Raw genomic sequence first — 22,818 nt, forward strand, 5'->3', positions numbered from 1 at the left:
TTTTATGGGGTTTTTACCTAAAAAATCCTATTTAAGCTTGTAATATAGCCCGGTAGGTTGGAAAAAAGATGATGAGAATGGAAGAATATCTTGTACGGTTTCGGTTATTATGCGTGAGAATAAAGAACGTTGTTTGAGATTCTCTACCGGTCTGGTTCCTTCAGGAACTCCTGTTAATTTTTGCAGATAGCCAAGTGCGTCCTCAAAACCTCCAAGTGTGTCAATTAAATTTTTATTCAATGCCTGCCGACCAGTAAAAATACTGCCATCAGCAAGGGATTTTACCTCACTGAGCTCAAGATCACGTGAACTGGCAATATCAGTGATAAACTGATCATGAGTATCGTGCAACAATTCCTGAAGCAGCCCTTCTTCGTAATGGGTCATCTCCCTGTGAGGACTGGCGATATCCTTATATTCTGCACTTTTTATCGTTCGGAAGCCTATACCCAATCTATCTGTCAATTCTTTTGTTTCAGGAGAAGTAAAAATAACGCCGATTGAACCGGTTAAGGTTCCTGGTGAGGCAAAGATCTTACTTGAAGGAGCACTTATATAATACCCCCCGGAAGCGGCAATAGCTCCCATACTTACCACTACGGGTTTATCGCTTTCTTTGTATCTAACTATCTCACTGTATATCTCCTGACACGGAGCTACTGCACCACCCTGTGAATCAATCCTGAGTAACACTCCTGCAATGCTTGGGTCAAGGCGAAAGGATTTTAGCTCCTGCACCACACTTTCGGATTCAGTGATTACACCGTTAATTCTGACAAGACCCAGTTTCCTTAGTGATGATGAGCTTTTGACACTGTGTTGGTTAGGGCTTAAGGAAATTATAATTCCAAATATGATGGGAAAAAAGATCACCAGTGCAATGATATATTTTTGAAATTTCACCTGGTATCTCCTGTGCGAATCACTTTGATAGTATCACCTGGCATTAAAACAGCATCCTGCTGGAGATCGTTTAATTCATACAACCTCTCTAATGAGATATCAAAGAGGTTAGAAATCCTCCATAAGTTATCACCTTGTCTTATTTGGTAATATATAATCTGCTTGGAATCTTCGCTCTCGCTGCTGGTTTCAGGAGTGGCACTGGGAGAAGCAGATGCTTTCGATTTCTCATAGTAAAGAATATCTCCGGGAAAAATACTTGGATTACGGGAACTGAAATTATTGGCCTTTAAAAGATCACTGAGACTTATTCCAAGATCTTTAGCTATGGAGTAGGGGGAGTCGCCGCTTTTTACAACATACTCCGCCATTTCTGAATCGGAAGTTGAAGTAGTGTTTTGGCTTCTAACAGGTGCAGAACGATAAATAATTAGACGTTGCTCTAAACCAAGTTGTTCTGGATTATCTAAATTGTTCCAATCACAGATGTCCTGTACAGAGACACCGAATTGTTGTGCGATTCGCCAAAGAGTATCACCAGGTCTTGTTCTATATGTTATTCTTTGTGCTCCTTCAGTTTGTCCCCCTGAAGGGCTTCTTTGTTGAGGCGTAGATGCTCTTTGTGCTGTTTCTTTACCAACAGCAGGAAGTGGAATATATAGGTGGTTTCCTGCGATAATTCTGTTGGTTCTTAGCCTGTTTACACTCCTGATTGCCTCAACTGTTACACCAAAATTTCTGGCAATAGCAATAAGGTTATCACCTCTGCGGATTCGGTATCTGTACCATCGTACCTTTTTCTCGTCAGGTAAGTCACTAATAAATTCTCTAAATGTTTCAGCGTACCCATTAGGTAAATAAAGAAGTACATCTGACATATCTGGTGGTGTACTCCAGTGAAGGATATGTGGATTAATTCTCCTTAAAGTATCCAGCTCAATACCTATGCCTTCTGCGATTGTAGATAGTTCTATACACTCATGAACATAGACCGTGTCTCTATCAAAAACAAAATCCTCTTCATAAGTGAAACCAAATACATCGGGATTTTTGGCTACAATCAGTGAGGCAAGGTAAAGAGGAACGTAGTTCATTGTTTCTCTTGGTAAAGATAAACCCCAGTAATCATCACTGGAAGCATTTCTGATTGCTCTGCCAAGCCTGCCCTCACCACAGTTATACGCTGCAAGAGCGAGATACCAATGATTAAAATCGTTATACAATTTTGACAGGTAACGTATAGCTGCATCGGCACTTTTTAAGGGATCTCTTCGTTCATCAATCCAATAATTTTGGCGCAAGCCGTATACTCTACCGGTAGAAGGAATGAATTGCCAGATTCCGGCAGCATGAGCAGGGGAGTAAGCCACAGGATTAAACCCACTTTCAAGAATAGGTAAATAGGCAAGATCCTGTGGCAATCCCGCATCCTTAAACATCTGTTTCTTTACAGGTAGGTAGTATCCGGCGCGCTTAAGCCAACGATCAAAAATGCCTCTGCGGCTTCTCATGAAAAATAAAAGTGAGCGTTTCACTCTTGAATTCCAGACAATTGGAATGTCATAACTAACTTCGCTTTGACTCGAAAGCTTGTGTAAAATTATGCTATCCTCGGGTTGTACTTCAAGAGTATCGAGGGTAGAGAGTAAGCGTTTTTTAAAGTAGAGCACCGAAATCATCTCGGGGACAGCAAATTCTTCGGGCATTTCATTACTGTATATATAAACAATATCATCAAGATATGCCTCCAGAGGAAACCAGCTCATATCCGCATAATCTATTCCTATCCGAATAAGATCAATTGTTTCTTTTAATACAGAATCAGCTTTTTTAAACTCCTCGTTTTGATAACTCTTCCGGGCATACCTAAGAAGCTCATCGATATTAGCACTTTCTACCTTCTCCTGATATTTTTCAGTAGAATCGAGGTGTGAGTCGATTATCTCTACTTCTTCTATTACTTTGGGCTCTGGGGCGGCAACATCTTCAGTATACTGTTCTTTAAGAGCTGATGCACATCCTGCCAGTAGTATAACGGGCAGTACCAGCAAAGTTCTGCCAAAAGAAAAATTTTGCATAAATCCTACTAAAAATATTTTGTTAAACAGTTAAATTAGATTACAGCTATCTGCATTTAAATAAATCACAAATACCTGAATTATAAAATTACATCATGTTATATACTTAGAAGCAAGAACAAGTAAGTATCATGAAAATAGTTTAATAAAAATCTTTTAACTGAAAATTTTGTTTGTTTGTTCTGTATAATACCGGGTTAAAACTTTTACACTTTTTTTCAGCCCATTTTATCTCTTCAAGAACGTTTTTTCGCTTTGAATCACAGTAATTTACATAAATTCTAGTTTTTTTGGAACACTTACTTTGGTGAGGGCATTGTGTACAGGAGGTTTTGAGAAACTGCATGCTTTTCACTCCTAAATAGTGCTTCGTTGTAACTTAAGACTCAGTATACACAACAATAGATGGTATTTCAAGTCTTAAAACCCCCAGTATTTTGTGGCTGTTTTATATCAATGAATTACAGGAAAATGAATCGAAACTTTTAGGATGTTCTCTATATCGATTTAGCTGTTCACTGGGATCGTTCAGATTATATATTAAATACATCAGTTTTTTTTCCGGCTTTTAGAGGACCCAGAAAAAGAAATCAAAGGAGTGTAAAATGCATGTACTTACAAAAGTGCTTGCAGTCATAGGTGCTGTTACTCTTATTACTGTGATTATTTTCATTGTTTTTGGTATTTATACACGACACACAAGGGATAGAATCTATCCGGAAACGGTACTTGAAATTGATTTTGGCCTTGGTTTGGTTGAATCACCACCACCGAGCCCGGTAAACAGGCTGATCAGAGGTGAACGTTTAAGGATCAGAGAGATTGTGGAGGCATTGGATACTGGTGCCCAAGATAACAGGGTACGCGCTGTGATTGCACGTATTGATGGTGGGCCATTTAGGTATGGTGATGTGCAGGAAATCCGTGATGCAGTGAAAAGGTTTCGGACATCTGGTAAGAGAGCCATTGCCTATGCTGAAACATTTGGAGAGTTTGGACCGGGCAATAGTTTATACTATCTGGCTTCTTCATTTGATGCAATATACCTGCAACCTTCAGGGGAACTTGGTCTTACAGGACTTTTATCCCAATCTCCGTTTATTGAACAAACTCTGGAGAAACTTGATGTCCAGGCCCAAATTACGGGCCGGGAGGAGTATAAAACTGCTCAATATTTATACACAGAGAGAGGGTTTACAGATGAACAGAGAGAGGTGGCCGAAAGTATTACTGATTCTATTTTATCTGTGATGGTTAGAGATATAGCGGCTGATCGTGACTTTGATGAACAAACCCTTAGAAACCTTATAAAAGAGGGACCATTTGGGGCTCAGCAAGCTCTTGAGCATAATTTCGTCGATGAACTAGGGTACAGAGATGCAGCATTTACCCGAATAAGGGAAGAAGCGGGTGAAAATGTCCGGTTCCTTTTTGCACAGAAATATATCAACCGGTTGCCACAAAACAGGCGCGGGGAAGCTATTGCCTTAATTTATGCTGATGGAGCAATTGTTAGAGGAAAAAGCAGATCCAATCCTTTTACTGGTGAGAGGCTTTTGGGAGCAAAAACAGTAGCTGCTGCGATCAGGGCTGCCGTTAGAGATAATGATGTCGGTGCTATTGTTTTGAGGATCAACAGTCCGGGGGGCTCTTATGTTGCTTCAGATAAAATTTGGAGAGAAACGGTACAAGCCAGAAAAGCCGGGAAACCTGTAATAGCAAGTATGGGAGCCGTTGCAGGATCTGGGGGCTATTTCATTGCCATGGATGCTGAAAAAATAGTCGCTCACCCTTCAACAATTACGGGCTCTATAGGAGTAGTGGGTGGTAAAGTGGTAACCAGAGGCTTTTTTAATAAACTCGGTATAACATTTGATGATGTGCGAACCAGTGAGAATGCAGTATTGTGGTCACCCCTTCATCCCTATACCGAGCAAAATTGGGAGTACGTGAATTCATGGCTTGATAGAGTGTACGATGATTTTGTTACTAAAGTGGCTGAAGGCAGAAATATGGAAAGAGAAAAGGTAGAGCAAGTTGCGAGGGGACGGGTCTACACCGGTACAGAAGCGCTCCATAATGGACTAATCGATACTCTTGGAGGTTTTCCTGCAGCCTTCAACATAGCAAAAAGCGTTATGGGGATACCTGTAGATAAACCAGTGCGTGTTAAAATTTTTCCTGAGCCGCAAACCCTTCTTGAACAACTTACTGGTAGAACTCCAGAGAGCAGTGAACAGAGAGGGACGGAATTAGAGTTGCTTGAAAGTGGCAATGTAACGGATCTTATAAAAGAAGGTGTTTTGGGTAAAGGGGATCTCAGGGGTATCCTTTATATGAACGAACCAATAGTGTATTAGTGATCTGTTATAACTTTGCTGTCGATAAATGTAAATAATTGATCGCAGGACATGGATAAAGAATCTTTAGCATCGGCTCTCATAGTGCTACTAATTTGGCAACACCGGGTTCCTATATCCTTTAAGATTAAGAGATATTCATTTCTGCTGCACTGCTGAGCAATTTTATAAAGCGAGTGGATCAGATGTATAATGACTTCGGGTGAGTCACTGCTTATTCTGATTATCGGTTCAAACGCATTATATACAATCTCTCCAAAACTGAAAGTTTTAACAACCAGCCTTACAGCCCCATTCTGATCTAAAAAAAACGGTGATGGGGGAGGGGTTTGAGCGATTGTATTAATTGCTGCACTTAAGCGATCCAGGCAAATTAGTGCTGTATAGAAGTCGTTTGTGACCGGCGGTAAAGAACGTGTTGCTATTTGCACAAATTGGTCCATGTCATAAAGAATGTCTTTTATGGGTAGCCTATGTGTTCCGGTAATGATTTGCGAAGTTATTTGGCGCTGTGTTTTTTCATCTGTAGTTTTACTTATTTTTACTAGTATATTACCCTTAAGTATAAATTGCCCGGGTTTAGGAAGTATCTCAAGTATCAGCTCATGTTTATTTGCAATATGCACGAGGCTGTGTTCATCATAATCCTGCAGGTATCCATCTTTCTTTGCTCTTATCTCTTTCCACGAAAAAATGTCGGGATTATAGCTAATACCACTTTCTGCATTTCGGAAATAGAGTCTTTTAATCACAGTTTCAGTTTCATGTGCTGTTTCCGCAATAATGGTATCTATCTGTACTGAACGGTGAATGTGATGAATGAAATAGATTAAAAATCCGGTATTTATTATGACCGCCAGTAATGCGGTATTGATTGCTATTGTAGGCAATGCCTGACTGACATCATCGGGAATTTCACGCAAAATTAAAAGACAATAAAGAAATGTCGCAATAAAGGACCCCAGTACTATCTGGTTAGATTTGTCGCCCATAAAATTGGGAAGTACTTTGGGCCCAAACTGTGATGAAGCAAGCGATACTGCTACTACGGAAATTGAAAAGACAACTCCTGCCACAGTGATCATTGTGCTTGCAATACTGGATAATATATACCTGGCGCTTTCGGGGCTGGCGCTGAGTAGTATTTGCGGATAGAGGAGCTCTTCATTTTGAATTATCCAAAAGTCAAGACTAAGTATAAGAACTGCTATAAAGAGGGCAAGTACTGTGAGAAAAGCAGGAATATACCAGGGACTTTGCTGTAGCCAGAACCAAAAATCGCGAATTCTGGCGAACATAGGACATGTCCCCTTACTGTTTTATAGTGTTCAATATACTCCAGGAAGAGATACGGAAAAGCAAAATGTTTGCCAAAAGGGGAGAAGAAGAATGTTTTTTTCAAGCGCGCGTACATACTAAAGGTACGCGCTGGAAACCATACCTATAGTTTAAATCCCCAGTTTTTCTTTTAGTGCGTCTGGTGTAAATGGTTTTACAATATAATTGTTAGCTCCACTTTTCAGTGCTTCTATCACACGGGTTTTTTCCGATTCTGATGTACACATAATCACCTTAACATCTTTATACTCAGCAATGCCGCGAATTTTTTTTAAAAAAGTCAGCCCATCCATTACTGGCATATTCCAGTCCAGTAGTATTAGATCGACGGGCATAGCACTTTTGAGCTTTTTAAAAGCATCATCTCCATCACCAGCTTCTACTATATCGGTAATACCAAGACTGGTGATTTGGGTTTTTTGAATTCTTCGCATAGTTGCGGAGTCATCTACGAGTAATACTTTCATATTACAAAACACTCCTTATTTGGTTTTCAAAGAAACTTCCATAGCAAACTCACCGAGTTTGGAAGTAAACGGTACAATTATAGTAGGTGCACCGCTTTGACCTGTTAGTACGTGATTTCCTATAATAATATTGGGCAAAGATATAGAAAGATTTAAACTGGTTAAATCCCGTTTTGCATAACCGGCCACTATGTTTGCAATCTCCCCGATAGCATCTGAGAGATCGGGACCTGGTTCGGTAATTTCGGCCCCAACCATATTCGAAACCACTTTCAGTGCTACTTGTTGGGCAAAGCATAGTGAAATAGCCCCCTGGGCATCTCCTGAAAGACCAATTACCCCCGAGATATCATACTTGGGAAGAGGTTTTTTCTTAATGAAAGGCGCTTGTGGCTTAATGTCTAAGAATATCATGGTCTTAAAACAGGTGATAGTTGAACTGATAAAAGGGTTGATATATGATACATTCATGTCTTTGCTACCTCCAAAGAAAATGGCTAAACTGCTCTGAGTTGCATACTGTTTTGAGAGGAATTAAATGAAAGAACCAGATCAGATCTTTCAACTTCGGTTTCTGCCTGTTTAAGGTAATCTATCAATGAGTTCTGTGGAACTTGCAGGTAATCGAGGATGTCTTTATCCCCGTTTGACATCAGACCTTCAAAGGAGCCAAGTCCTGAATTGCACAGAATATATTCAGAAAAGTAAGTAGCAGCGGCTATGGATTTATGTTTTAGAGGTGCCTTTTTAGGGCAGTGGTGAAAACGAACACCACTAGTCACACTTTGATCAAACTTCCATAGCTCAAGCAGTGCAGCACCCAAGCCTGCATGGGTTTCTCGTGGTGCTATAGCATGCTCAGCTTCAAGAAAAGAGATCTCCTTTTTAAGCGCAAAATCAATTATCTCCTCAAATTCCTTATGGAAAAACTGATCATAAATAAGAATTCCAATATCATGCAAAAGCCCTGAGAGAAATAGAGACTGTCTTTGTGATGGAGAAAATTCAATACAACTTATACTGGCAACCATGCTGGTAAGAAAAGCAGAGGTGAGAGAATGGCGCCAGAATTGTTTGTAATCCAAAAGGTTTGATTTGCGTGAAAACTTCTTAACAAGACTTGCTGCGATAGCAATATGACTTACCTCATTGAACCCTATTCTTGTCACTGCAATTGGAATAGAGGTTATTCTCTGTGATGTACCATAAAGGGAAGAGTTAGCAACCTTTAATACCTTACTGCTCAGTGCAGGGTCCTGCTCAATAATACGCGAAAGCATAACCGCATTTCCTTCATCACTGGCGATCATTGCCTGCACACGCAATACCACTTCTGGAAGTGTTGGAATACTATCAATGGCAGAGAGACGCTGTAATATATTCATAAAATGAGAACCCCGAATGTTTAAATCTAAACCTTAGTATATCATCATTTCCAATAATGAGTCAATGCATAAAGTATAACAAAATTTCACGGGGTCGATAAAAGGAGCTTTTTATCTAAACAATTTTGCAGCCTTGAAAAAAAGAATGGGGTTACGGGCAAAAGTGGTGGTAAAAACACGAAGATAATTGATCTTTGAAGGATCTTCTCTGGCCAATGATTTTGCAATACGATCCAGAAATGTATCATCACAACCGTGAACGAATTCTTTAAGAGAGTAGGAGCGTTGTTGCTGTTTTCCAAAACGTCTTTTCCACTCTTTTTCATAGAATTTTAAACCAGAGTAGTCTACTCCGTTTTCGGTTACAGCTTTGGATGCAATGGTTCCTGCTAAGTTACCTGCATACAGTGAGTAAGCGATACCCGCTCCATTCAAACAGTTAACCTGCCTTGCAGCATCGCCTACCAGCATCGCCCCATCTTTTACCAGTGGTTTCATCCATTTTGCCACCGGAACACCACCACAGTGCACATCGCTCACTCTGGATTGTGGGAACTGTTGTTCTATAAAGCTTAATAGCAACTCCTGCGCTTTACCAGCTTCACTGTAGCTGCCAGAAATACCTAATCCTACGTTTGCCTCACCTTTTGCTCTGGGAAACACCCATGCATATCCTCCCGGTGAGATGGATTTGCCGGTATAAAAAACACATGAAGAGTTTTCAATAAAAGGAGAAACCACTTTGGCAAAAGCACAGGTTTCAATATCGGAAGCTTTTAAAGCTGTGTTCCAGCCAAGACATCTTGCAAGGCGGCTCTCTACTCCATCGGCTATTATCACTATAGAAGCTTTAAGAGAAACAGTGGGACCTGTGCACAGGTACTTACCATCAGAGTCTTTGTTAAGTGAAATGATCGCTGTAGAGGGCTTATAATGTACTCCGTTTTTAATGGCTTTTTTCACAAGGTCGCCATCCATTGCTACCCGATCAAGGATATAACTTGTCTCTACGTCTCCAATCTCGACTCTTATACCTGAAGGCGAAACCATCGCTGCAGATGTAATTGAGTTTCTGATCCACTGCTCTTGGGGCTCAAAAGTAACACTCATACCCTTCAGTCCAACACCTTCTCCGCACCGAACAGGTATACCTGCCTGCTCCTTACGCTCTAAAAGACAGACCTTTTTATTTCCATTAGCTGCAGCAAAAGCGGCCATTGCACCTGCGGGGCCAGCACCAATAACTGCGATATCATAGTTTTCCATAGTTTTCTGCACCTGTTTAAAAATCAGCTAACCTTTAAAGCCCCAAAGGGACAGATCTTTACACATTGATTACAAAGAGAACACTTTTTATTACAGCACTCAAGTTCATCTGTTAGGATGAGTGCATCACTGCAACAAACACTTATACATGTACCGCACTTATCACATTTTGTATAATCGATGTTTATCTTCAATTTGCCCTCCTCAATAATCTTTCTGTATCACGTCGTAATGAACGGTTATTTTGAATCTCTGCTCGCTCTAAAATATCTCTGCAAACCCTTGCAGCTTCTTCAGGCTTCCCTGCATTATAGAGCATATGTGCCTGCTTGTTTGCAGTCATCATGCTATTATGACTGCCCATTGCTTCAGATTTATATGACTTTGATAATATACCATATACTTGTGCTGCTTTTGCATACATACCCTGATCATCGTAATATTTTGCTTTAGCCCACAGAACAAATCTGCTATCAGGAAACTTCAGAGAAAGTCTTTCGATGATTGCAAGGCTTTTCTCTGGTTTATCTTCCTGCAGGTAAATATCAGAAAGTGCAAGTAGTGCTGAGTATCGGGTAAGATGTGCTTCCTGGGCACATTGTTCAAGCTGCTCAATACCACTGGATTTATCACCTGGGTACCAGAAAAGTACCCACCAGAATCTCCGCCTCAGTTCTGCTCTTGCATAATCGTATAATCCAAGAAAGAAATTTACATCTTTGTTGGAAGGATCTAGCTCCCGGGCTTCTTGTAGGGTGCGAATGGCATCCATGCCCGTGCTGTAAGCAGCCAAATAAGCGCGGTTTCTTAGGTAAAAGGAAGCATGCATCGACAGAGCCATCCCTTTAAGTGTTTCAGACAAAGAGCAGGTTCCGTGAACTCTTTGGTAACGGCTAATTAGACTGCAAGCTCTTTCAAACGATTTAAGAAAAGCTGTTGAATCGACCATTTCATCATAATCAAGGTCTCTTAACCCAAGTGCTGAAAGATGTAAAACCGCTGCAAGGATGTCGTTGCTATCTTTTTTTATTGCAGCATCGGTGTGAGACAGTGCTTTTTCAAAATTGCTGTTGAGGATAAGGGTTAGAATGCTATCACAGTAAGCAACCCGCTCCTCAGTGAGCTCAAATGCTGCTAATCTGATAAAGAGCAACAAAACAACTGATATAACTACTCTATTTTTCATTATTGTTAACCGGGATAAGGGATGGATAGATAATACCGTAACGTCTACGAAAATACAGCCATGTTGCCGCAAATACAAGTGTTGCACCACCAAACAGAGCCGGAACAGCCAAAGCTGAAGCTACAATACATAAACTGCCACCTATTTTGTATGTAGCTTCCATGAAGACCTCACTTGGGTGCAGTAAAAACAAAACATAAATAGGCAACGACAACGTTGCACAGAAAAATGGGATATACTGACTCTGCAATGCTGACGCAAAAGCAGCAATAATTAATAGTAACAAGGCCAGAATGTGAGCATTCCTTTTCCCAAGATAGACTGCAGTAGTGATTTTTTCATCTTTTCTGTCTCCTTCAATGTCCGGAAGAGTCGAACTAATTGAGCCCGAGCACATCAGTAGAAAGTAGGGCAGAGCATGATTTATAAACTGAAATGAAAAGATGCTCTCACCGGCAATATACCATCCTGCTCCAAAGGCTATAACGCCATAACCAACGGCGTTGGAAAAAAAATCAAGGAATGGCTTGCCGGAAAATCTGGTCGGTTTACAACTGTATAGTATTCCGAGTAACAGAGCGAGTAAGGATAGTAATGCCAACTGGTATTTTTGTAAAATAACTGGTATTGAAACAGACACCACTGCACAACACAACGCAACAATAGTAGCTCTTGAAACAGGTATGTTGCCCCTAACAAGAAGGGGAAACCCACCGTTTTCTTTATCAGCATCGATATCACAAACCTGATTGATTATATAAACTGAAGCCACGGAGAGCGAGAAAAGTAAGCATAAAAAAGCGGAGAAAACATTAACTTGTATAGCTAAGGTGTTTTCTACAGAAAATATACCAAAAGCACTAAACCCCCAAACCGGAATTAAAAGGACTGGTCGGGTTATGAAAAACAGGTCAATAATATGTGTAATAGTTTTATTTTTTATCATTTTGCTTTAAATGTAGGGTACTCTATTCCAAAGCGCCACTTATAATAAAAACGACTCAATAAGAATGTAAAGGCAATAAGAATACCGTAAAATGGTACAAAGATAGTTACGCAGGCACTGAGCAGAAAAACGGGCCATTTAAAGGAGTTGAATGCAGATACAGAGTCGGTGAATATAAAAAATCTGATGAAGAAAAACAGGCTTATTGCACTGGGGATAGCCATAACCCAGCTATTATACTCCATTGAAAAGGAAAATATCAATGCCAGGGTACACATCATCGTCGCTGCAAGGGCTGTTTTTTTTTCACCATAAGAGACACAGAACGTCTTTTTCCCTGTTTTAAGATCACCGGGTGCATCGGGAATTGTTGTAGCCAGAAATACTGCTCCGTTTGCAAACCCAGGAGCAAGTGAGGAGATTAGCCCAGTGTATAAGAGATCGGTACTGAAAACGGCATCACTTTTGGTTATAAACCAGCCTACAAGAAAAGTAATTATTCCATGCCCAAGTGCATTTGCTAATACTCCGCCGATGGCTCTGTTTTTTAAGCTCACTGGTGGTAAATTATAGAGAAATCCAAGGATAAGAGCTATAATAAAGAGCATAAAGATTGCATTTCCAAGAAAAAAACCAACCATAAGGCCGCTAAAGATACAGAATAAGGCTACAACCCAGGCTGTTTTAACAGAAATAAATCCATCTGGCAGCAGAAACAGTTTATTATTTATACGGTCACTCTCTATATCTGTGATCTGATTAACCACATAAATTGAAGCAACAAGCAAAGAAAATCCAATTAGTGCAAACCACAATGGTGAGCTGCAAGTGGAGTGTACAAAAGAAAAGCCGGGGGTGGCTTGTGCATTACCTGCAATCCATCCAAGAATTAAAATAGTCCATACAGGTGCTAAAAGCGGCAATCTGAGTAGGAATACCAGATCGAGAATTTTTTTCAATGTTCCTGCCAAATTTTTTCCTATTTATCTTCGTTGCTGGTAGCTAGCACCGTCTGATGCGGTTAGTGATGAAAATAAAACTTGCCACCGCAAAATACACCCATCTTTAAGTATTGCCATAGGCTTGCAGCCGCTTGCCTCTTTGCCTTTTTATAGTATATTCATTATAATATAGTGCTTCTCATATATTTCAGGTAAATAATGGGTGTAATTTTTTGTAAGAAGAGATTACCCAAGTTATTTTTAACAATTACGCTTTTTATGGAGATCTAACTATTCAGGATACGGCATTGAAGATTAATTATCCGGCAAAAGCTCATTTGATTTGTGCAATTTGTCTCCTTATTCCATTATCGGTCATGTCCTGGGAGAGTAGTGAGTATGGTACGATGGTGGGAGAGCTGTTTTACTCGGCACGCTCTGCGGCTCTGAGTGGAGCTGATCTTGCACTAAGTGAAACTGGCCCTCTTCTCTCCAATGCTGCAAATCTGGGCAGAAATGAAAAAACTACCCTAATCTTCACCTACTCAGATGCCTTCTCCGGTGCATACAACAATTCCATGCTTCAATACGCTACCCCCCTTACGAAAAATTCAGGTTTAGGAGTTTCTTTAGCCTACCTCCATGTACCAGGTATAGAAGACACCAGAAATATTGATATCACCAATATCGATCTGGATAATGTAGAGCGCTTCTCGGTTTCTGAGATATGGCTTCGTGTAGGCTATGGACATCGAAATGAGCTGGGGATGTTTAACCTCCATTATGGCGGTGCCATAAACGCCAGGAGAAGAAGGCTTGAAAAAGTAATGGGGTATGGAATTGGCCTTGATGCCGGAATTGTTCTAAGCACTGAAGATCCTAATCTGTCTTTGGGGCTTATGGTTGAAAATATCACCGGTAACTTTGTTCACTGGAGCTATAACTATAAAGAATACTCTAAGCCCAATGTGAGATTCAGCTTTGCCTGGAGTAGGGAATTACCCTATGTTTATGGACATTTACTGTTTGCTTATACATCTCCTGACATGCTCTCAAATGAGGGGATAAATAAAGGGTGGGATGGTAATGACAGCGAAGAACCACAGCAGGTCTCACTGAGAGAGGAGCCCTGGTTAATGATTCGGGCCGGAAGATACGGACTTGAGTATTCGATTATGGAAACTGTTATTCTGCGTGCAGGTCTTCAAAGAGGAGATTTTAGTATGGGGGGTGGGGTGATTCTCTTTGAAAATAAGCTAAATGCTGATTTCACCTACCTTACTCATGAGCTTGCAGGTACATGGAAAATGAGTGTGACTTATAACTGGCACTAATTATATAATGAAGACAGGGTTATAGCGTCTTAAAATACAGAACTTTTATTAATAGATTTGTTCAAATACCTGGCTAACTTTAAAAAACATATTTGAGATTGCAGATGATTAAACAGGAAGAACAGACAATACTGATCGTTGATGATGATCAGCTTTTATGCAGTGCGATTGCCACATATCTGAGTAAAGCAGGATATAAACCGATACTTGCTAACAACGGAACACAGGCACTGCACATACTTGAGCATACATCTCCTAACTGTATTATTATTGACCTGTATATGCCTTCTATGAATGGGATTGAACTTCTTGAAGTGTTAAAAGAGAACAACAACAGTATCCCAATTATTATCACTACCGGTCACCCTGATATGGATTCCGCGATTAAGGCAATTCAAAATGGTGCCTATGATTATATTATTAAGCCATTCAAATTTGAGGAGATGTTGCAAAAAGTCAACCAGGCACTCAATTCGACCAAGCTGGTCAGGGAAAACTATGTGCTTTCAGAGCTTGCTTCCCTTCATGAGATTACAGGTAAACTTACTACAACCCACAAAATTGAAGACCTCCTTGATATTACTTTTGAGCACTGCCTTGAAACAGCTCAGGCTGTAAGTGGATCGATACAGCTCTATGATAAGGAATCTGATGAACTTGTAATTGTACGCCAAAAAGGTATCGGTAGCGTGAAAACCAGGTCATCACTGGATGAAATGGGTGAGTGGACCATATCCAAATGGGTCTTTAAAAGTTCTGTACCAATACTTATTGGCGACAGCGATAAAGTGCCGGGTACCGATATTGAACTTAAAAGAAAAGAGATAAGCTCTTCGATATCTGTTCCTTTAAAGGTAGGCAAAGAAGTAATAGGTGTTGTGAATTTAAACAGAAAAGATAAAAAACAACCTTTCAGTGCTGTAGATTTAAGTGTAATTGATGTATTAGCCTCACAGGCCAGTATTGCGATCAATAATGCTTTTCTGTACACTTCAATCAATCAAAAGCTTGATGAGCTATCACTTATCAGCACGTATTCTGAACAACTGATGGGGCTTGTGGATAGGTATGATGTAATCGGGTGTTTATTTGAGACTGTTAAAAAGCATTTTCACATTGATTTTATAGGGTTTCTTTTTATGCAAAAAAGAAACTATGAATTTCTTCACTGGGGAAGAGGAGAAGTCGCTGAAGAGAACGTTGAAACAATTTGTGAAAGAGTTCTTGATGAGCATAATAAAAATTCATCACTGAAAGCTATACCTAAGAAAGTGATAAAACATCACCTCGATCTTAAGCAAGAAAGACCATTTACCGTTACTTATCCTTTTACATTTGAACATATAATACCAGTTAGCTGGGAAGATTTAAGATTTGGAACTATATACTTCGCTTCTTCAAGAGAGATAAACGACCCCGCAGAAAAAATATCTCTATTATCAAGCCTGGTAAGTCAAACTCGTATCGCGCTTACTAATTCAAAACTATACAATGACATGAAGGAAAATTATATTCGTACTATCAAAGCCCTTGCGATTGCAGTAGATGCCAAAGATACATACACCCACGGACATTCAGAAAATGTGATGAATATTGCTGAAGACTTAGCACGTGAGATGGAACTTGAAGAAAAACATGTAGGGATTATTCGCGATGCAGGGCTTCTTCATGATATAGGGAAAATTGGCATTCCCGGTTATATTCTAAATAAACCAGGACCACTTACTTATGAAGAATTCAATGGGATAATGAAAACACATAGCTCCCTTGGAGCAAATATCGTTAAGGATGTTCCGTTTTTGCAAGATCTGCACAATCTTATCCTCTATCACCACGAACACTATAATGGCGCTGGATATCCTGAAGGGTTAAAACAAGAGCAGATCCCTATAGGGGCGCGAATTCTTCATGTCGCTGATGCCTATGAGGCAATGACATCAAACAGACCTTATAGGAATAGTCTTGGAAAAAAGGAAGCTGTTAAACGCCTCGTTGAAAATAGCGGCAGGCAATTCGATCCTCAGGTAGTCGAAGCTTTTTTGAGAATCGCGGAAAAGAAACGGTGGATCGATGGAGATATAAATAAGTTTTTAAAACAAATCAAAACCGAAACCGGAAAAAAAGAGGCCCCATAACCTTATCCCCGCTAAACTGATGTAAATAAATGATCTACTGATCCTGGTGCAGGTGATATAAAACATTTGAAGACTTGAACCAATGCAATGCAGGTATTAATTTCTGTCCAATTTTATAGTTTAACCTAACCTTTTCGTTTGGAATGATATGAAAAAAAGTATTTTGCCCTTAATTACAGTTCTGTTTTTGATTATTGTAAGCTGTTCTAAAAACAATGAACAGTCTGAAGTTGTTGTAATTGTTAATGGTACTGAGATTACCAATCAGGATATAAGTGATGCTACTGAAATTCTAAGACAACAACTTTTACAGTTTTCACCGGAGTCTATTCTTGATGATCCCACACAGATGAGAATGAATGTAGCTCAACAGTTGGTTGCTAATCAGCTTATGGTTGAAGAGGCGAGAAAGGAAAAGATCAGTCCTGATCCCGAACAAGTTGAAACCGCATTCAAAATGGTCACATCAAGACTTGATGAAGATGAACTTGAGAAAGAACTTGCTAAAATAGGCGAGACTAAGGAAAGTATTAAAAACAAAATTGAAGAAGATATGACTGTAGAACTTCTTATGAAAAGACTCTTTGATAATGCGGGTGAAACAACAGATGAGGAGTCTTTGGTGTACTATCAAAATAACAAAGAAAATTTTACCGCACCTGCCAGAGTACGCGCTGGACAAATTGTATTATCATTTTCCGATTCCGCAGAAAATGATAAAGAAAACGCCAGACAAAAAGCAGCCTCTGTGCTCCAAAAAGTAAAAGAGGGTAAAGATTTTGAGCAACTTGCACAAGAGTATTCCTCTCTTTCAAGAGTAGATATGGGATGGATTAGAAAAGGTGACCTTAGACCTGATATCGAAGAAAATCTTTTCTCATTAGAAAAAGGTGAGGTAAGCGAAATTATCTCGGCAGAACGCGCGTTTTTGATACTGAAGAAAACAGATACAGAAGAGGCCCGCCAACTGGATTTCGAAGAGGTAAAAGAAGATATCAGCTCAAAGTTAAGTTTTCAGAAACGAGGGAAGTTACTGAACGGGTATATCGATCAATTAATTGCTAAAGCAGATGTTGAATATGTGGATCCTACACTAATTCCACCTGATATTAGTATTCCAGTTCAGACAATTGAAAATGAATAGTGGAATTATCAATTCTAAAATACAGTTTCATACAAAATGAAACTGTATTTTAGAAATTCATTGAGAACTTTCCTCAATTCGATACTTTCCATATTTTAGTTTTAAATCGTGAAGTTGATAAGAATCACTGTCCGGTCGCATCCCAGCTTTAAAAAGTGTATCCATAACCTCCAGACTTTCAACAGTTTTTCTCAAAGTGTTTAAGTCAGTTACAAATACTTCTGCAAGACTTGCCTTTAAAGAATAGTCATTCTCTGCTTTATTCATAATTCGAATTCCATAAGGACCGGTAATTTGCTTGAATTTATATGCGTGCAAATTAACCAACTTGTTAACTTTTAGCATCGTTATACGTCTCTCTACAACATAAATAATTGCTCGAAATAAAGCAGTTATAACTACTAGTGCCCAAATAGAGGATAAAACAAAAAGATACACTAATAGAGCACAAACAAAAGAGATGTAAAAACGATAAAACGTTACAACACCTCTTAGTATAAAAAAGATTGTTTTCATTCTCATGAACTTTTATTGGTTGTTGTTGCCAAGCATGCTCTTTAGAGCAAGTGCAATAATTTTTGCACTCTTCTCGCTAATTTGCTTTTTAGGGGGACTCAGCGATGAAATAGCTTTTCTGTTTTTTACAATAAACTGATCCAAACTTGAAGATGGTTGAATATTGTTTTTATCAAAATTACCACCTTGTTTTGAAATGTTTTTGCGGGCGGAAGGGTTTTTCTTAAAGCGTTTTAATCCATCTGGGGTTCTGTATAGTGGATTTTCGTACATTGTGCACTAACCTCATTTTAGATTCTAAATTCTCTGTCCAAAATTTCAGAGATGAACCTGTCGATAGAAACCGGGTAGTAGTTGAAGTTGGGGCTGGAGATCAAGCCGGTTCGTGTATCCTCCTGCCGTGCTAAAGAATCTTCAACCCTGTTCAAGTGTTCCTCAGGACTCTCCTCATACACCTTTATACGGAAATATTCACTCTCGACTTTAAGATTTTTTTTACCTGAAAACCCAAAAGAAAAAACTCTTCCCTCTATAGTATCATCAAAAGTTTCGGGATCAAATACTTCACCAAACGTCTCATGTAATGCACTTGTGGAAATAACAAACTTGGGAGAAACATTTATTTTCCCGTTAACCTCTACGGTATGCGAAGGATTATCGTCTGCTGGGGAAATTAAAATATAGGGCAGACTGTGATACCCCGAAACAATGCCACACAAGGGCTTGCGTAGTATTTCAGTCCTATGGAAAACCTCACGTAGCTTTTCATTAAGTTCTGGGTCATTACTGTTCATCATAAGCGCAAATGATCTTTCTTAGTGAAATCGTGAATCGTTTTAGCTGGTCGTGGAATTTTGGTTTATATCTATATGATACCAATATACGTTTAAAATTTCGGAAATCCAGAGAAATTATTTTAAAAAGAGGCAAATTATATAGGCTTTACCTTTAAATAATTGTACCGCTTATGCTCTATGGTATGGTTTATGAGTAGCTTTGAATCGATCGAATAAAAAAACAGAGGGCGGAAACCAGATAAATGAAACGAGAAATCGGGGAATAAGTGATATTGTATTGACCTCTCCTATTGTGAATCTTCCGGAAAGCATCAATATAACAGATACTAAAATCAATGACGAGCAAAGAATGAAGGTCGATTTGGTGCTCCAGTCAAATTTTCTAAAATATATGCGGTCAGAACCAAATAGTAAGGCGATAAAAAAGGACGCTGTTGCAGGAAACATAATTAGAATCTGTGCAATAATTGGTTCTTCACCTTGTGACAGTATTAAACTGAAAATTACGGTCCTGAGGAAGGAAATAAGGATAAAAATATTGATAGAGTAGGCTAAAAACTTTCTCATGTAATTCACCTCACAAAGGGGAGTTGATGGATATTGTATCCGGATTATAGCATGCTACCATGTGTTCTTCACCCTGGTTTTCCAGTGATGGATGAGATGTGCGACATCGTGAGCTCCTTCGTGAACAACGTGGGTAAAATGAGCAGCCTGTAGTTGAACTGTATCCCCTGGGATCATCTGCACAATTGACTGCCGATTCAGGGCTGATCTTTTTTAGAGGCGTAACGCTTCTAAGTAACAGGTGCGTATACGGATGTAGGGGAGAGGTGAAAATTTGTCGCTCTGTGCCCATCTCTAAAATTTTACCCAGATACATCACCCCTATTCTATCTGCTACATGTCGAACAACCGCCAGATCATGTGATATAAAGAGCAGGGTTTGTTTGTATTTCGATTGCAGGTCCTGGAGTAAATTTATGATCTGAGCCTGGATGGAGACATCAAGGGCACTTACCGGCTCATCTGCTATAATGAATTCCGGTGAAGTAGCAAGTGCCCGGGCTATCCCTATGCGCTGTCGCTGTCCACCAGAGAACTCATGGGGATAGCGCTCAAGATATGATTTGGACAGGCCTACCTGGCTTAGCATTTCAAGTATTCTCTCTGTTCTTTGTTTTTTTGAATAAAGACCATGGATAATGAGCGGCTCTTCAAGAATGGCTCGTACATTCATCCGTGGACTCAAAGAGCTGTAAGGATCCTGAAAAATGATCTGAATGGATTGTCTTAATTTTTTGCGTTCCTTTGTGCTTAGAGCAGACCAGTCTGTGGGACTGTTTTTCCACGGTCCGATACGCATCTGCAAACTACCGGAGGTTTTTTCCACAAGTCCCATTATCGACTGTGCAGTGGTAGTTTTTCCACACCCGGATTCACCTACCAGTGCAAAGACCTCACCTGGAAAAATAGAAAAGGTAACATCGTCAACAGCTTTCACGTAAGATGAAATTGTGCTAAAAACCCCTTTTCTTACCGGAAAATGAATCTTAAGATTGTTAACCGATATACTGGGTTTCTGTATTTGATTATCACTCATACAGATGGCACCTTACCTTATGTTGTTCATTTAACAAAACCATTTCAGGGTGTTGAATTGTGCATTTTTCCATGCTTTGGGGGCATCTGGGGTGAAAGGGGCAACCATCGGGGATGTCCTGTGGCGCCGGAACTTCCCCGGGAATTACTCGCAGCCTATCCTTTTTCTTATGGATTGTAGGAATGGTTTCCAGAAGACAGCGGGTATAGGGATGCATTGGGGAGTCAAAAAGCTCATCAGTTTGGGCTTGTTCAAGGACCTCGCCTGCATACATTACGATCACTTCATGAGCTAAATCTGCAACAATGCCCATGTTGTGGGTAATTAGAATCATGCTCATGTCCCTTGTATCCTGCAAACTCTTCAGTAACTCGAGCAGTTTTGCCTGCACTGTTACATCCAGTGCAGTGGTAGGCTCATCAGCGATCAAAATTCTTGGAGAACATGCCAGCGCCATAGCAATCATTACTCTCTGGCGCATACCACCGCTAAGTTGGTGGGGATAACTTTTAATTACTCTTATAGGATCGTTTATCCCTACTTCACCAAGGATTTTTTTAGTAGCAAAGAACGCTTTTAAGGGGTCCATTGATCGGTGAAGTTGTAAAACTTCTTTGATTTGATCGCCGCATGAAAACACCGGATTAAGAGATGTCATTGGGTCCTGAAAAATCATTGAAATACTCTGACCCCGTATCTTGCGCATCTCTTTTTCAGAACACTTCACCAGGTCTTTTCCCTTAAACAGTATGCTTCCTGAATCTATTTTGCCCGGTGGAGATGGCACCAGACGCATTATTGAAAGAGCACTGATGCTTTTACCGCACCCCGATTCGCCTACTATACCCAAAGTCTTCTTTTCCGGGAGATTAAAAGAAACCCCCCGTACAACATGTACTGGCTTTTTATGGATAGTGAATGAAACGTGCAAATCGTTGCAGCAGAGCATTATTGTTAACCATCTCCTTATGTGTTTTAATCTACAATGGTTGAATTCTGTGTATTTAGTACCGGATCAGAGAAAAATTGTTTCAGGATCAGCTGCTTTTGGATTTTCTCTTCTGAAACATACGCTTAAATCAGAGCCAGCATATCTCTTATAGCATTTTCCAGGCCCACAAGAGCTGCCCGTGAAATAATTGAGTGGCCAATATTCAACTCCTCCATTTGATCAATCTGTGCAACAGCAGATACATTCTGATAATTAAGACCGTGCCCGGCATTAACGTGAAGTCCCAAAGTGGTGGCTGCTTTTGCGCAATCTTTTAACTTCTCCAGCTCCTCTTTTTGGGCAGAATATTTGGCGTTGGCATAATACCCGGTATGCAGTTCAATGTGGGTGGCACCAATTCGTCTTGCTGATTTAATTTCGTTAATTTCAGGGTCAATGAAAAGACTGACCTGTATATGATTGCTGACCAGAGTTTCAATAATTTTGGCAAGCTCTTTTTCCCGTTCCCTGACCGGCAAACCCCCTTCGGTGGTAAGCTCTTCTCTTTTTTCCGGAACAAGTGTAACCATGTAAGGTAAGACATCAACTGCAATATTAACCATCTCGGCTGTAGGAGCCATTTCAAGGTTAAGGTGTGTACCTACCGTTTGTTTTAAAATATAGATATCTCGATCCTGAATGTGACGCCGGTCCTCTCTAAGATGGGCTGTGATGCCATTTGCACCAGCCAATTCAGCTATGACCGCGCCATGAATAGGGTCTGGTTCCTTTCCGCCTCGTGCCTGCCGAATAGTTGCCAGGTGATCGATATTTACACCAAGTGTCGCCATTTTTACCTCACCAGTTTTAAGTTAACTCAATTAAATTATTATTTGCGCTCAAAAAACAGTAGGAAATTGAGGTAATCAATATTAATTCCGCGCTTTTACAGTGCTTTGATCAGAATGTATATACGGGCAGAGTTATATTTTGGGGAAAAATGAGTTGGTGCCGAAGTCCGGAATCGAACCGGAACGATGTTGCCATCGCTGGATTTTGAGTCCAGTGCGTCTACCAATTCCGCCACTTCGGCAATAGGCAAGAAAATTAATTTATTGGTGATAAAAAAGCAATGAAGAATATTAAATATTACAGGTCATTGTCATTCTCACCGCTATTTTTCCACTCTTCATCGTCGGCATCGTTTTCCGGTGATTCATTCTCTTTATTGAGATCCATTATGGTCTCTTCAATAATTGCTGTAGCGTTCATTTCGATAAATTCACATACCTCATCACTATCCGCGGTTCCATTATCCCTGAGATAATCGAGGATAGACAGACCGGTCGCTAGCATTATATTGTGAACCAGGTTTTCGTCAAAAAGTTTGCAATGTTTTCCACTCATCAGACTTCCTTCTTCTTTGCTGTACCCAAAATCTTGCTCATGAATACCAATTATATACCAAACTTATAATAATCGTCAATA

General features: G+C 39.9%; 22 protein-coding genes and 1 tRNA gene. 5 read left to right on the forward strand and 18 right to left on the reverse strand.

Going from position 1 to position 22,818, the window contains the following annotated elements:
* Positions 1–27 precede the first annotated feature (27 nt).
* The gene (sppA, locus tag QA601_05495) at positions 28–903 is read right to left on the reverse strand and encodes a signal peptide peptidase SppA (GenBank protein ID MDG5814519.1); all 876 of its coding nucleotides are present in this window, start codon (positions 901–903) and stop codon (positions 28–30) included.
* Complete coding sequence (locus QA601_05500; GenBank protein ID MDG5814520.1) at positions 900–2,981, reverse strand: LysM peptidoglycan-binding domain-containing protein; 2,082 nt, start codon at positions 2,979–2,981, stop codon at positions 900–902. Before QA601_05500 ends, sppA (QA601_05495) begins: the two co-directional genes overlap by 4 nt.
* Positions 2,982–3,586: 605 nt before the next feature.
* Here QA601_05500 and sppA (QA601_05505) point away from each other — a divergent pair.
* Positions 3,587–5,341, forward strand: coding sequence for a signal peptide peptidase SppA (sppA, locus tag QA601_05505; GenBank protein MDG5814521.1), 1,755 nt, complete (start codon positions 3,587–3,589; stop codon positions 5,339–5,341).
* On the opposite strand, the gene QA601_05510 is transcribed toward sppA (QA601_05505), so the two are convergent.
* The 8 genes from QA601_05510 to QA601_05545 form a co-directional block, all read right to left on the reverse strand.
* Entirely contained in the window at positions 5,338–6,639 is a 1,302-nt protein-coding gene (locus QA601_05510) for a DUF2254 domain-containing protein (GenBank protein MDG5814522.1), read from the reverse strand. The genes sppA (QA601_05505) and QA601_05510 overlap by 4 nt on opposite strands.
* A 150-nt stretch (positions 6,640–6,789) precedes the next feature.
* Positions 6,790–7,146: a response regulator gene (locus QA601_05515; protein ID MDG5814523.1), complete on the reverse strand. Its 357-nt coding sequence runs from the start codon at positions 7,144–7,146 to the stop codon at positions 6,790–6,792.
* 15 nt (positions 7,147–7,161) lie between these two features.
* Positions 7,162–7,617, reverse strand: a complete 456-nt coding sequence (locus tag QA601_05520) for a chemotaxis protein CheX (protein MDG5814524.1) — start codon at positions 7,615–7,617, stop codon at positions 7,162–7,164.
* A 26-nt stretch (positions 7,618–7,643) separates the two neighbouring features.
* A complete protein-coding gene (locus QA601_05525; GenBank protein MDG5814525.1) occupies positions 7,644–8,531 on the reverse strand; it encodes an HDOD domain-containing protein in 888 nt (295 codons plus the stop codon).
* A 111-nt stretch (positions 8,532–8,642) separates the two neighbouring features.
* Positions 8,643–9,797, reverse strand: a complete 1,155-nt coding sequence (locus tag QA601_05530) for an NAD(P)/FAD-dependent oxidoreductase (GenBank protein MDG5814526.1) — start codon at positions 9,795–9,797, stop codon at positions 8,643–8,645.
* A 190-nt stretch (positions 9,798–9,987) separates the two neighbouring features.
* Positions 9,988–10,983 carry a hypothetical protein gene (locus QA601_05535; protein ID MDG5814527.1) on the reverse strand — a complete coding sequence of 332 codons (996 nt, stop codon included), beginning with the start codon at positions 10,981–10,983 and terminating at the stop codon, positions 9,988–9,990.
* On the reverse strand, positions 10,973–11,929 hold the full coding sequence (locus tag QA601_05540; protein MDG5814528.1) for a UbiA family prenyltransferase: 957 nt from the start codon (positions 11,927–11,929) through the stop codon (positions 10,973–10,975). Before QA601_05540 ends, QA601_05535 begins: the two co-directional genes overlap by 11 nt.
* Positions 11,926–12,900, reverse strand: coding sequence for a UbiA family prenyltransferase (locus QA601_05545; GenBank protein ID MDG5814529.1), 975 nt, complete (start codon positions 12,898–12,900; stop codon positions 11,926–11,928). Before QA601_05545 ends, QA601_05540 begins: the two co-directional genes overlap by 4 nt.
* A gap of 278 nt (positions 12,901–13,178) precedes the next feature.
* Here QA601_05545 and QA601_05550 point away from each other — a divergent pair, with 278 nt between their 5' ends.
* The 3 genes from QA601_05550 to QA601_05560 all read left to right on the forward strand — a co-directional run bounded on the left by QA601_05550 (position 13,179) and on the right by QA601_05560 (position 17,483).
* A complete protein-coding gene (locus tag QA601_05550; protein MDG5814530.1) occupies positions 13,179–14,204 on the forward strand; it encodes a hypothetical protein in 1,026 nt (341 codons plus the stop codon).
* A 104-nt stretch (positions 14,205–14,308) separates the two neighbouring features.
* The gene (locus QA601_05555) at positions 14,309–16,339 is read left to right on the forward strand and encodes a response regulator (GenBank protein MDG5814531.1); all 2,031 of its coding nucleotides are present in this window, start codon (positions 14,309–14,311) and stop codon (positions 16,337–16,339) included.
* Between the two features lie 148 nt (positions 16,340–16,487).
* Positions 16,488–17,483 carry a peptidyl-prolyl cis-trans isomerase gene (locus tag QA601_05560; GenBank protein ID MDG5814532.1) on the forward strand — a complete coding sequence of 332 codons (996 nt, stop codon included), beginning with the start codon at positions 16,488–16,490 and terminating at the stop codon, positions 17,481–17,483.
* Positions 17,484–17,540: 57 nt separating this feature from the next.
* Here QA601_05560 and QA601_05565 read toward each other — a convergent pair whose 3' ends face one another.
* From QA601_05565 to QA601_05575, 3 genes are all read right to left on the reverse strand, one after another.
* Positions 17,541–17,750 carry a hypothetical protein gene (locus QA601_05565; protein MDG5814533.1) on the reverse strand — a complete coding sequence of 70 codons (210 nt, stop codon included), beginning with the start codon at positions 17,748–17,750 and terminating at the stop codon, positions 17,541–17,543.
* 261 nt (positions 17,751–18,011) lie between these two features.
* Complete coding sequence (locus QA601_05570; protein ID MDG5814534.1) at positions 18,012–18,272, reverse strand: hypothetical protein; 261 nt, start codon at positions 18,270–18,272, stop codon at positions 18,012–18,014.
* A gap of 17 nt (positions 18,273–18,289) precedes the next feature.
* Positions 18,290–18,796 (reverse strand): hypothetical protein, encoded by a 507-nt coding sequence (locus QA601_05575; GenBank protein ID MDG5814535.1) that lies wholly within the window; start codon positions 18,794–18,796, stop codon positions 18,290–18,292.
* 199 nt (positions 18,797–18,995) lie between these two features.
* On the opposite strand from QA601_05575, the gene QA601_05580 reads away from it, so the two are divergent.
* Positions 18,996–19,346 (forward strand): hypothetical protein, encoded by a 351-nt coding sequence (locus QA601_05580; protein ID MDG5814536.1) that lies wholly within the window; start codon positions 18,996–18,998, stop codon positions 19,344–19,346.
* A gap of 27 nt (positions 19,347–19,373) precedes the next feature.
* Here QA601_05580 and QA601_05585 read toward each other — a convergent pair whose 3' ends face one another.
* The 5 genes from QA601_05585 to QA601_05605 all read right to left on the reverse strand — a co-directional run bounded on the left by QA601_05585 (position 19,374) and on the right by QA601_05605 (position 22,737).
* Entirely contained in the window at positions 19,374–20,399 is a 1,026-nt protein-coding gene (locus QA601_05585) for an ATP-binding cassette domain-containing protein (protein MDG5814537.1), read from the reverse strand.
* Entirely contained in the window at positions 20,392–21,348 is a 957-nt protein-coding gene (locus QA601_05590) for an ABC transporter ATP-binding protein (GenBank protein ID MDG5814538.1), read from the reverse strand. Before QA601_05590 ends, QA601_05585 begins: the two co-directional genes overlap by 8 nt.
* Before the next feature lie 125 nt (positions 21,349–21,473).
* Positions 21,474–22,181: a pyridoxine 5'-phosphate synthase gene (locus QA601_05595; GenBank protein ID MDG5814539.1), complete on the reverse strand. Its 708-nt coding sequence runs from the start codon at positions 22,179–22,181 to the stop codon at positions 21,474–21,476.
* Between the two features lie 155 nt (positions 22,182–22,336).
* Positions 22,337–22,423 (reverse strand) — tRNA-Leu (locus QA601_05600).
* A gap of 56 nt (positions 22,424–22,479) precedes the next feature.
* Positions 22,480–22,737, reverse strand: coding sequence for a hypothetical protein (locus QA601_05605; protein ID MDG5814540.1), 258 nt, complete (start codon positions 22,735–22,737; stop codon positions 22,480–22,482).
* Positions 22,738–22,818 lie beyond the last annotated feature (81 nt).

The organism is Chitinispirillales bacterium ANBcel5, from assembly GCA_029688955.1.
Classification (GTDB): domain Bacteria; phylum Fibrobacterota; class Chitinivibrionia; order Chitinivibrionales; family Chitinispirillaceae; genus Cellulosispirillum; species Cellulosispirillum alkaliphilum.

Coding starts and splice junctions, on each gene's coding strand:
- QA601_05590 (MDG5814538.1), bottom strand. CDS start 21,348: ATGCTCTGCTGCAACGATTTGCACGTTTCATTCACTATCCATAAAAAG.
- QA601_05555 (MDG5814531.1), top strand. CDS start 14,309: ATGATTAAACAGGAAGAACAGACAATACTGATCGTTGATGATGATCAG.
- QA601_05500 (MDG5814520.1), bottom strand. CDS start 2,981: ATGCAAAATTTTTCTTTTGGCAGAACTTTGCTGGTACTGCCCGTTATA.
- QA601_05535 (MDG5814527.1), bottom strand. CDS start 10,983: ATGAAAAATAGAGTAGTTATATCAGTTGTTTTGTTGCTCTTTATCAGA.
- sppA (MDG5814521.1), top strand. CDS start 3,587: ATGCATGTACTTACAAAAGTGCTTGCAGTCATAGGTGCTGTTACTCTT.
- QA601_05560 (MDG5814532.1), top strand. CDS start 16,488: ATGAAAAAAAGTATTTTGCCCTTAATTACAGTTCTGTTTTTGATTATT.
- QA601_05525 (MDG5814525.1), bottom strand. CDS start 8,531: ATGAATATATTACAGCGTCTCTCTGCCATTGATAGTATTCCAACACTT.
- QA601_05530 (MDG5814526.1), bottom strand. CDS start 9,797: ATGGAAAACTATGATATCGCAGTTATTGGTGCTGGCCCCGCAGGTGCA.
- QA601_05520 (MDG5814524.1), bottom strand. CDS start 7,617: ATGAATGTATCATATATCAACCCTTTTATCAGTTCAACTATCACCTGT.
- QA601_05595 (MDG5814539.1), bottom strand. CDS start 22,181: ATGGCGACACTTGGTGTAAATATCGATCACCTGGCAACTATTCGGCAG.
- QA601_05585 (MDG5814537.1), bottom strand. CDS start 20,399: ATGAGTGATAATCAAATACAGAAACCCAGTATATCGGTTAACAATCTT.
- QA601_05515 (MDG5814523.1), bottom strand. CDS start 7,146: ATGAAAGTATTACTCGTAGATGACTCCGCAACTATGCGAAGAATTCAA.
- QA601_05565 (MDG5814533.1), bottom strand. CDS start 17,750: ATGAATAAAGCAGAGAATGACTATTCTTTAAAGGCAAGTCTTGCAGAA.
- QA601_05540 (MDG5814528.1), bottom strand. CDS start 11,929: ATGATAAAAAATAAAACTATTACACATATTATTGACCTGTTTTTCATA.
- QA601_05575 (MDG5814535.1), bottom strand. CDS start 18,796: ATGATGAACAGTAATGACCCAGAACTTAATGAAAAGCTACGTGAGGTT.
- QA601_05605 (MDG5814540.1), bottom strand. CDS start 22,737: ATGAGTGGAAAACATTGCAAACTTTTTGACGAAAACCTGGTTCACAAT.
- QA601_05570 (MDG5814534.1), bottom strand. CDS start 18,272: ATGTACGAAAATCCACTATACAGAACCCCAGATGGATTAAAACGCTTT.
- QA601_05510 (MDG5814522.1), bottom strand. CDS start 6,639: ATGTTCGCCAGAATTCGCGATTTTTGGTTCTGGCTACAGCAAAGTCCC.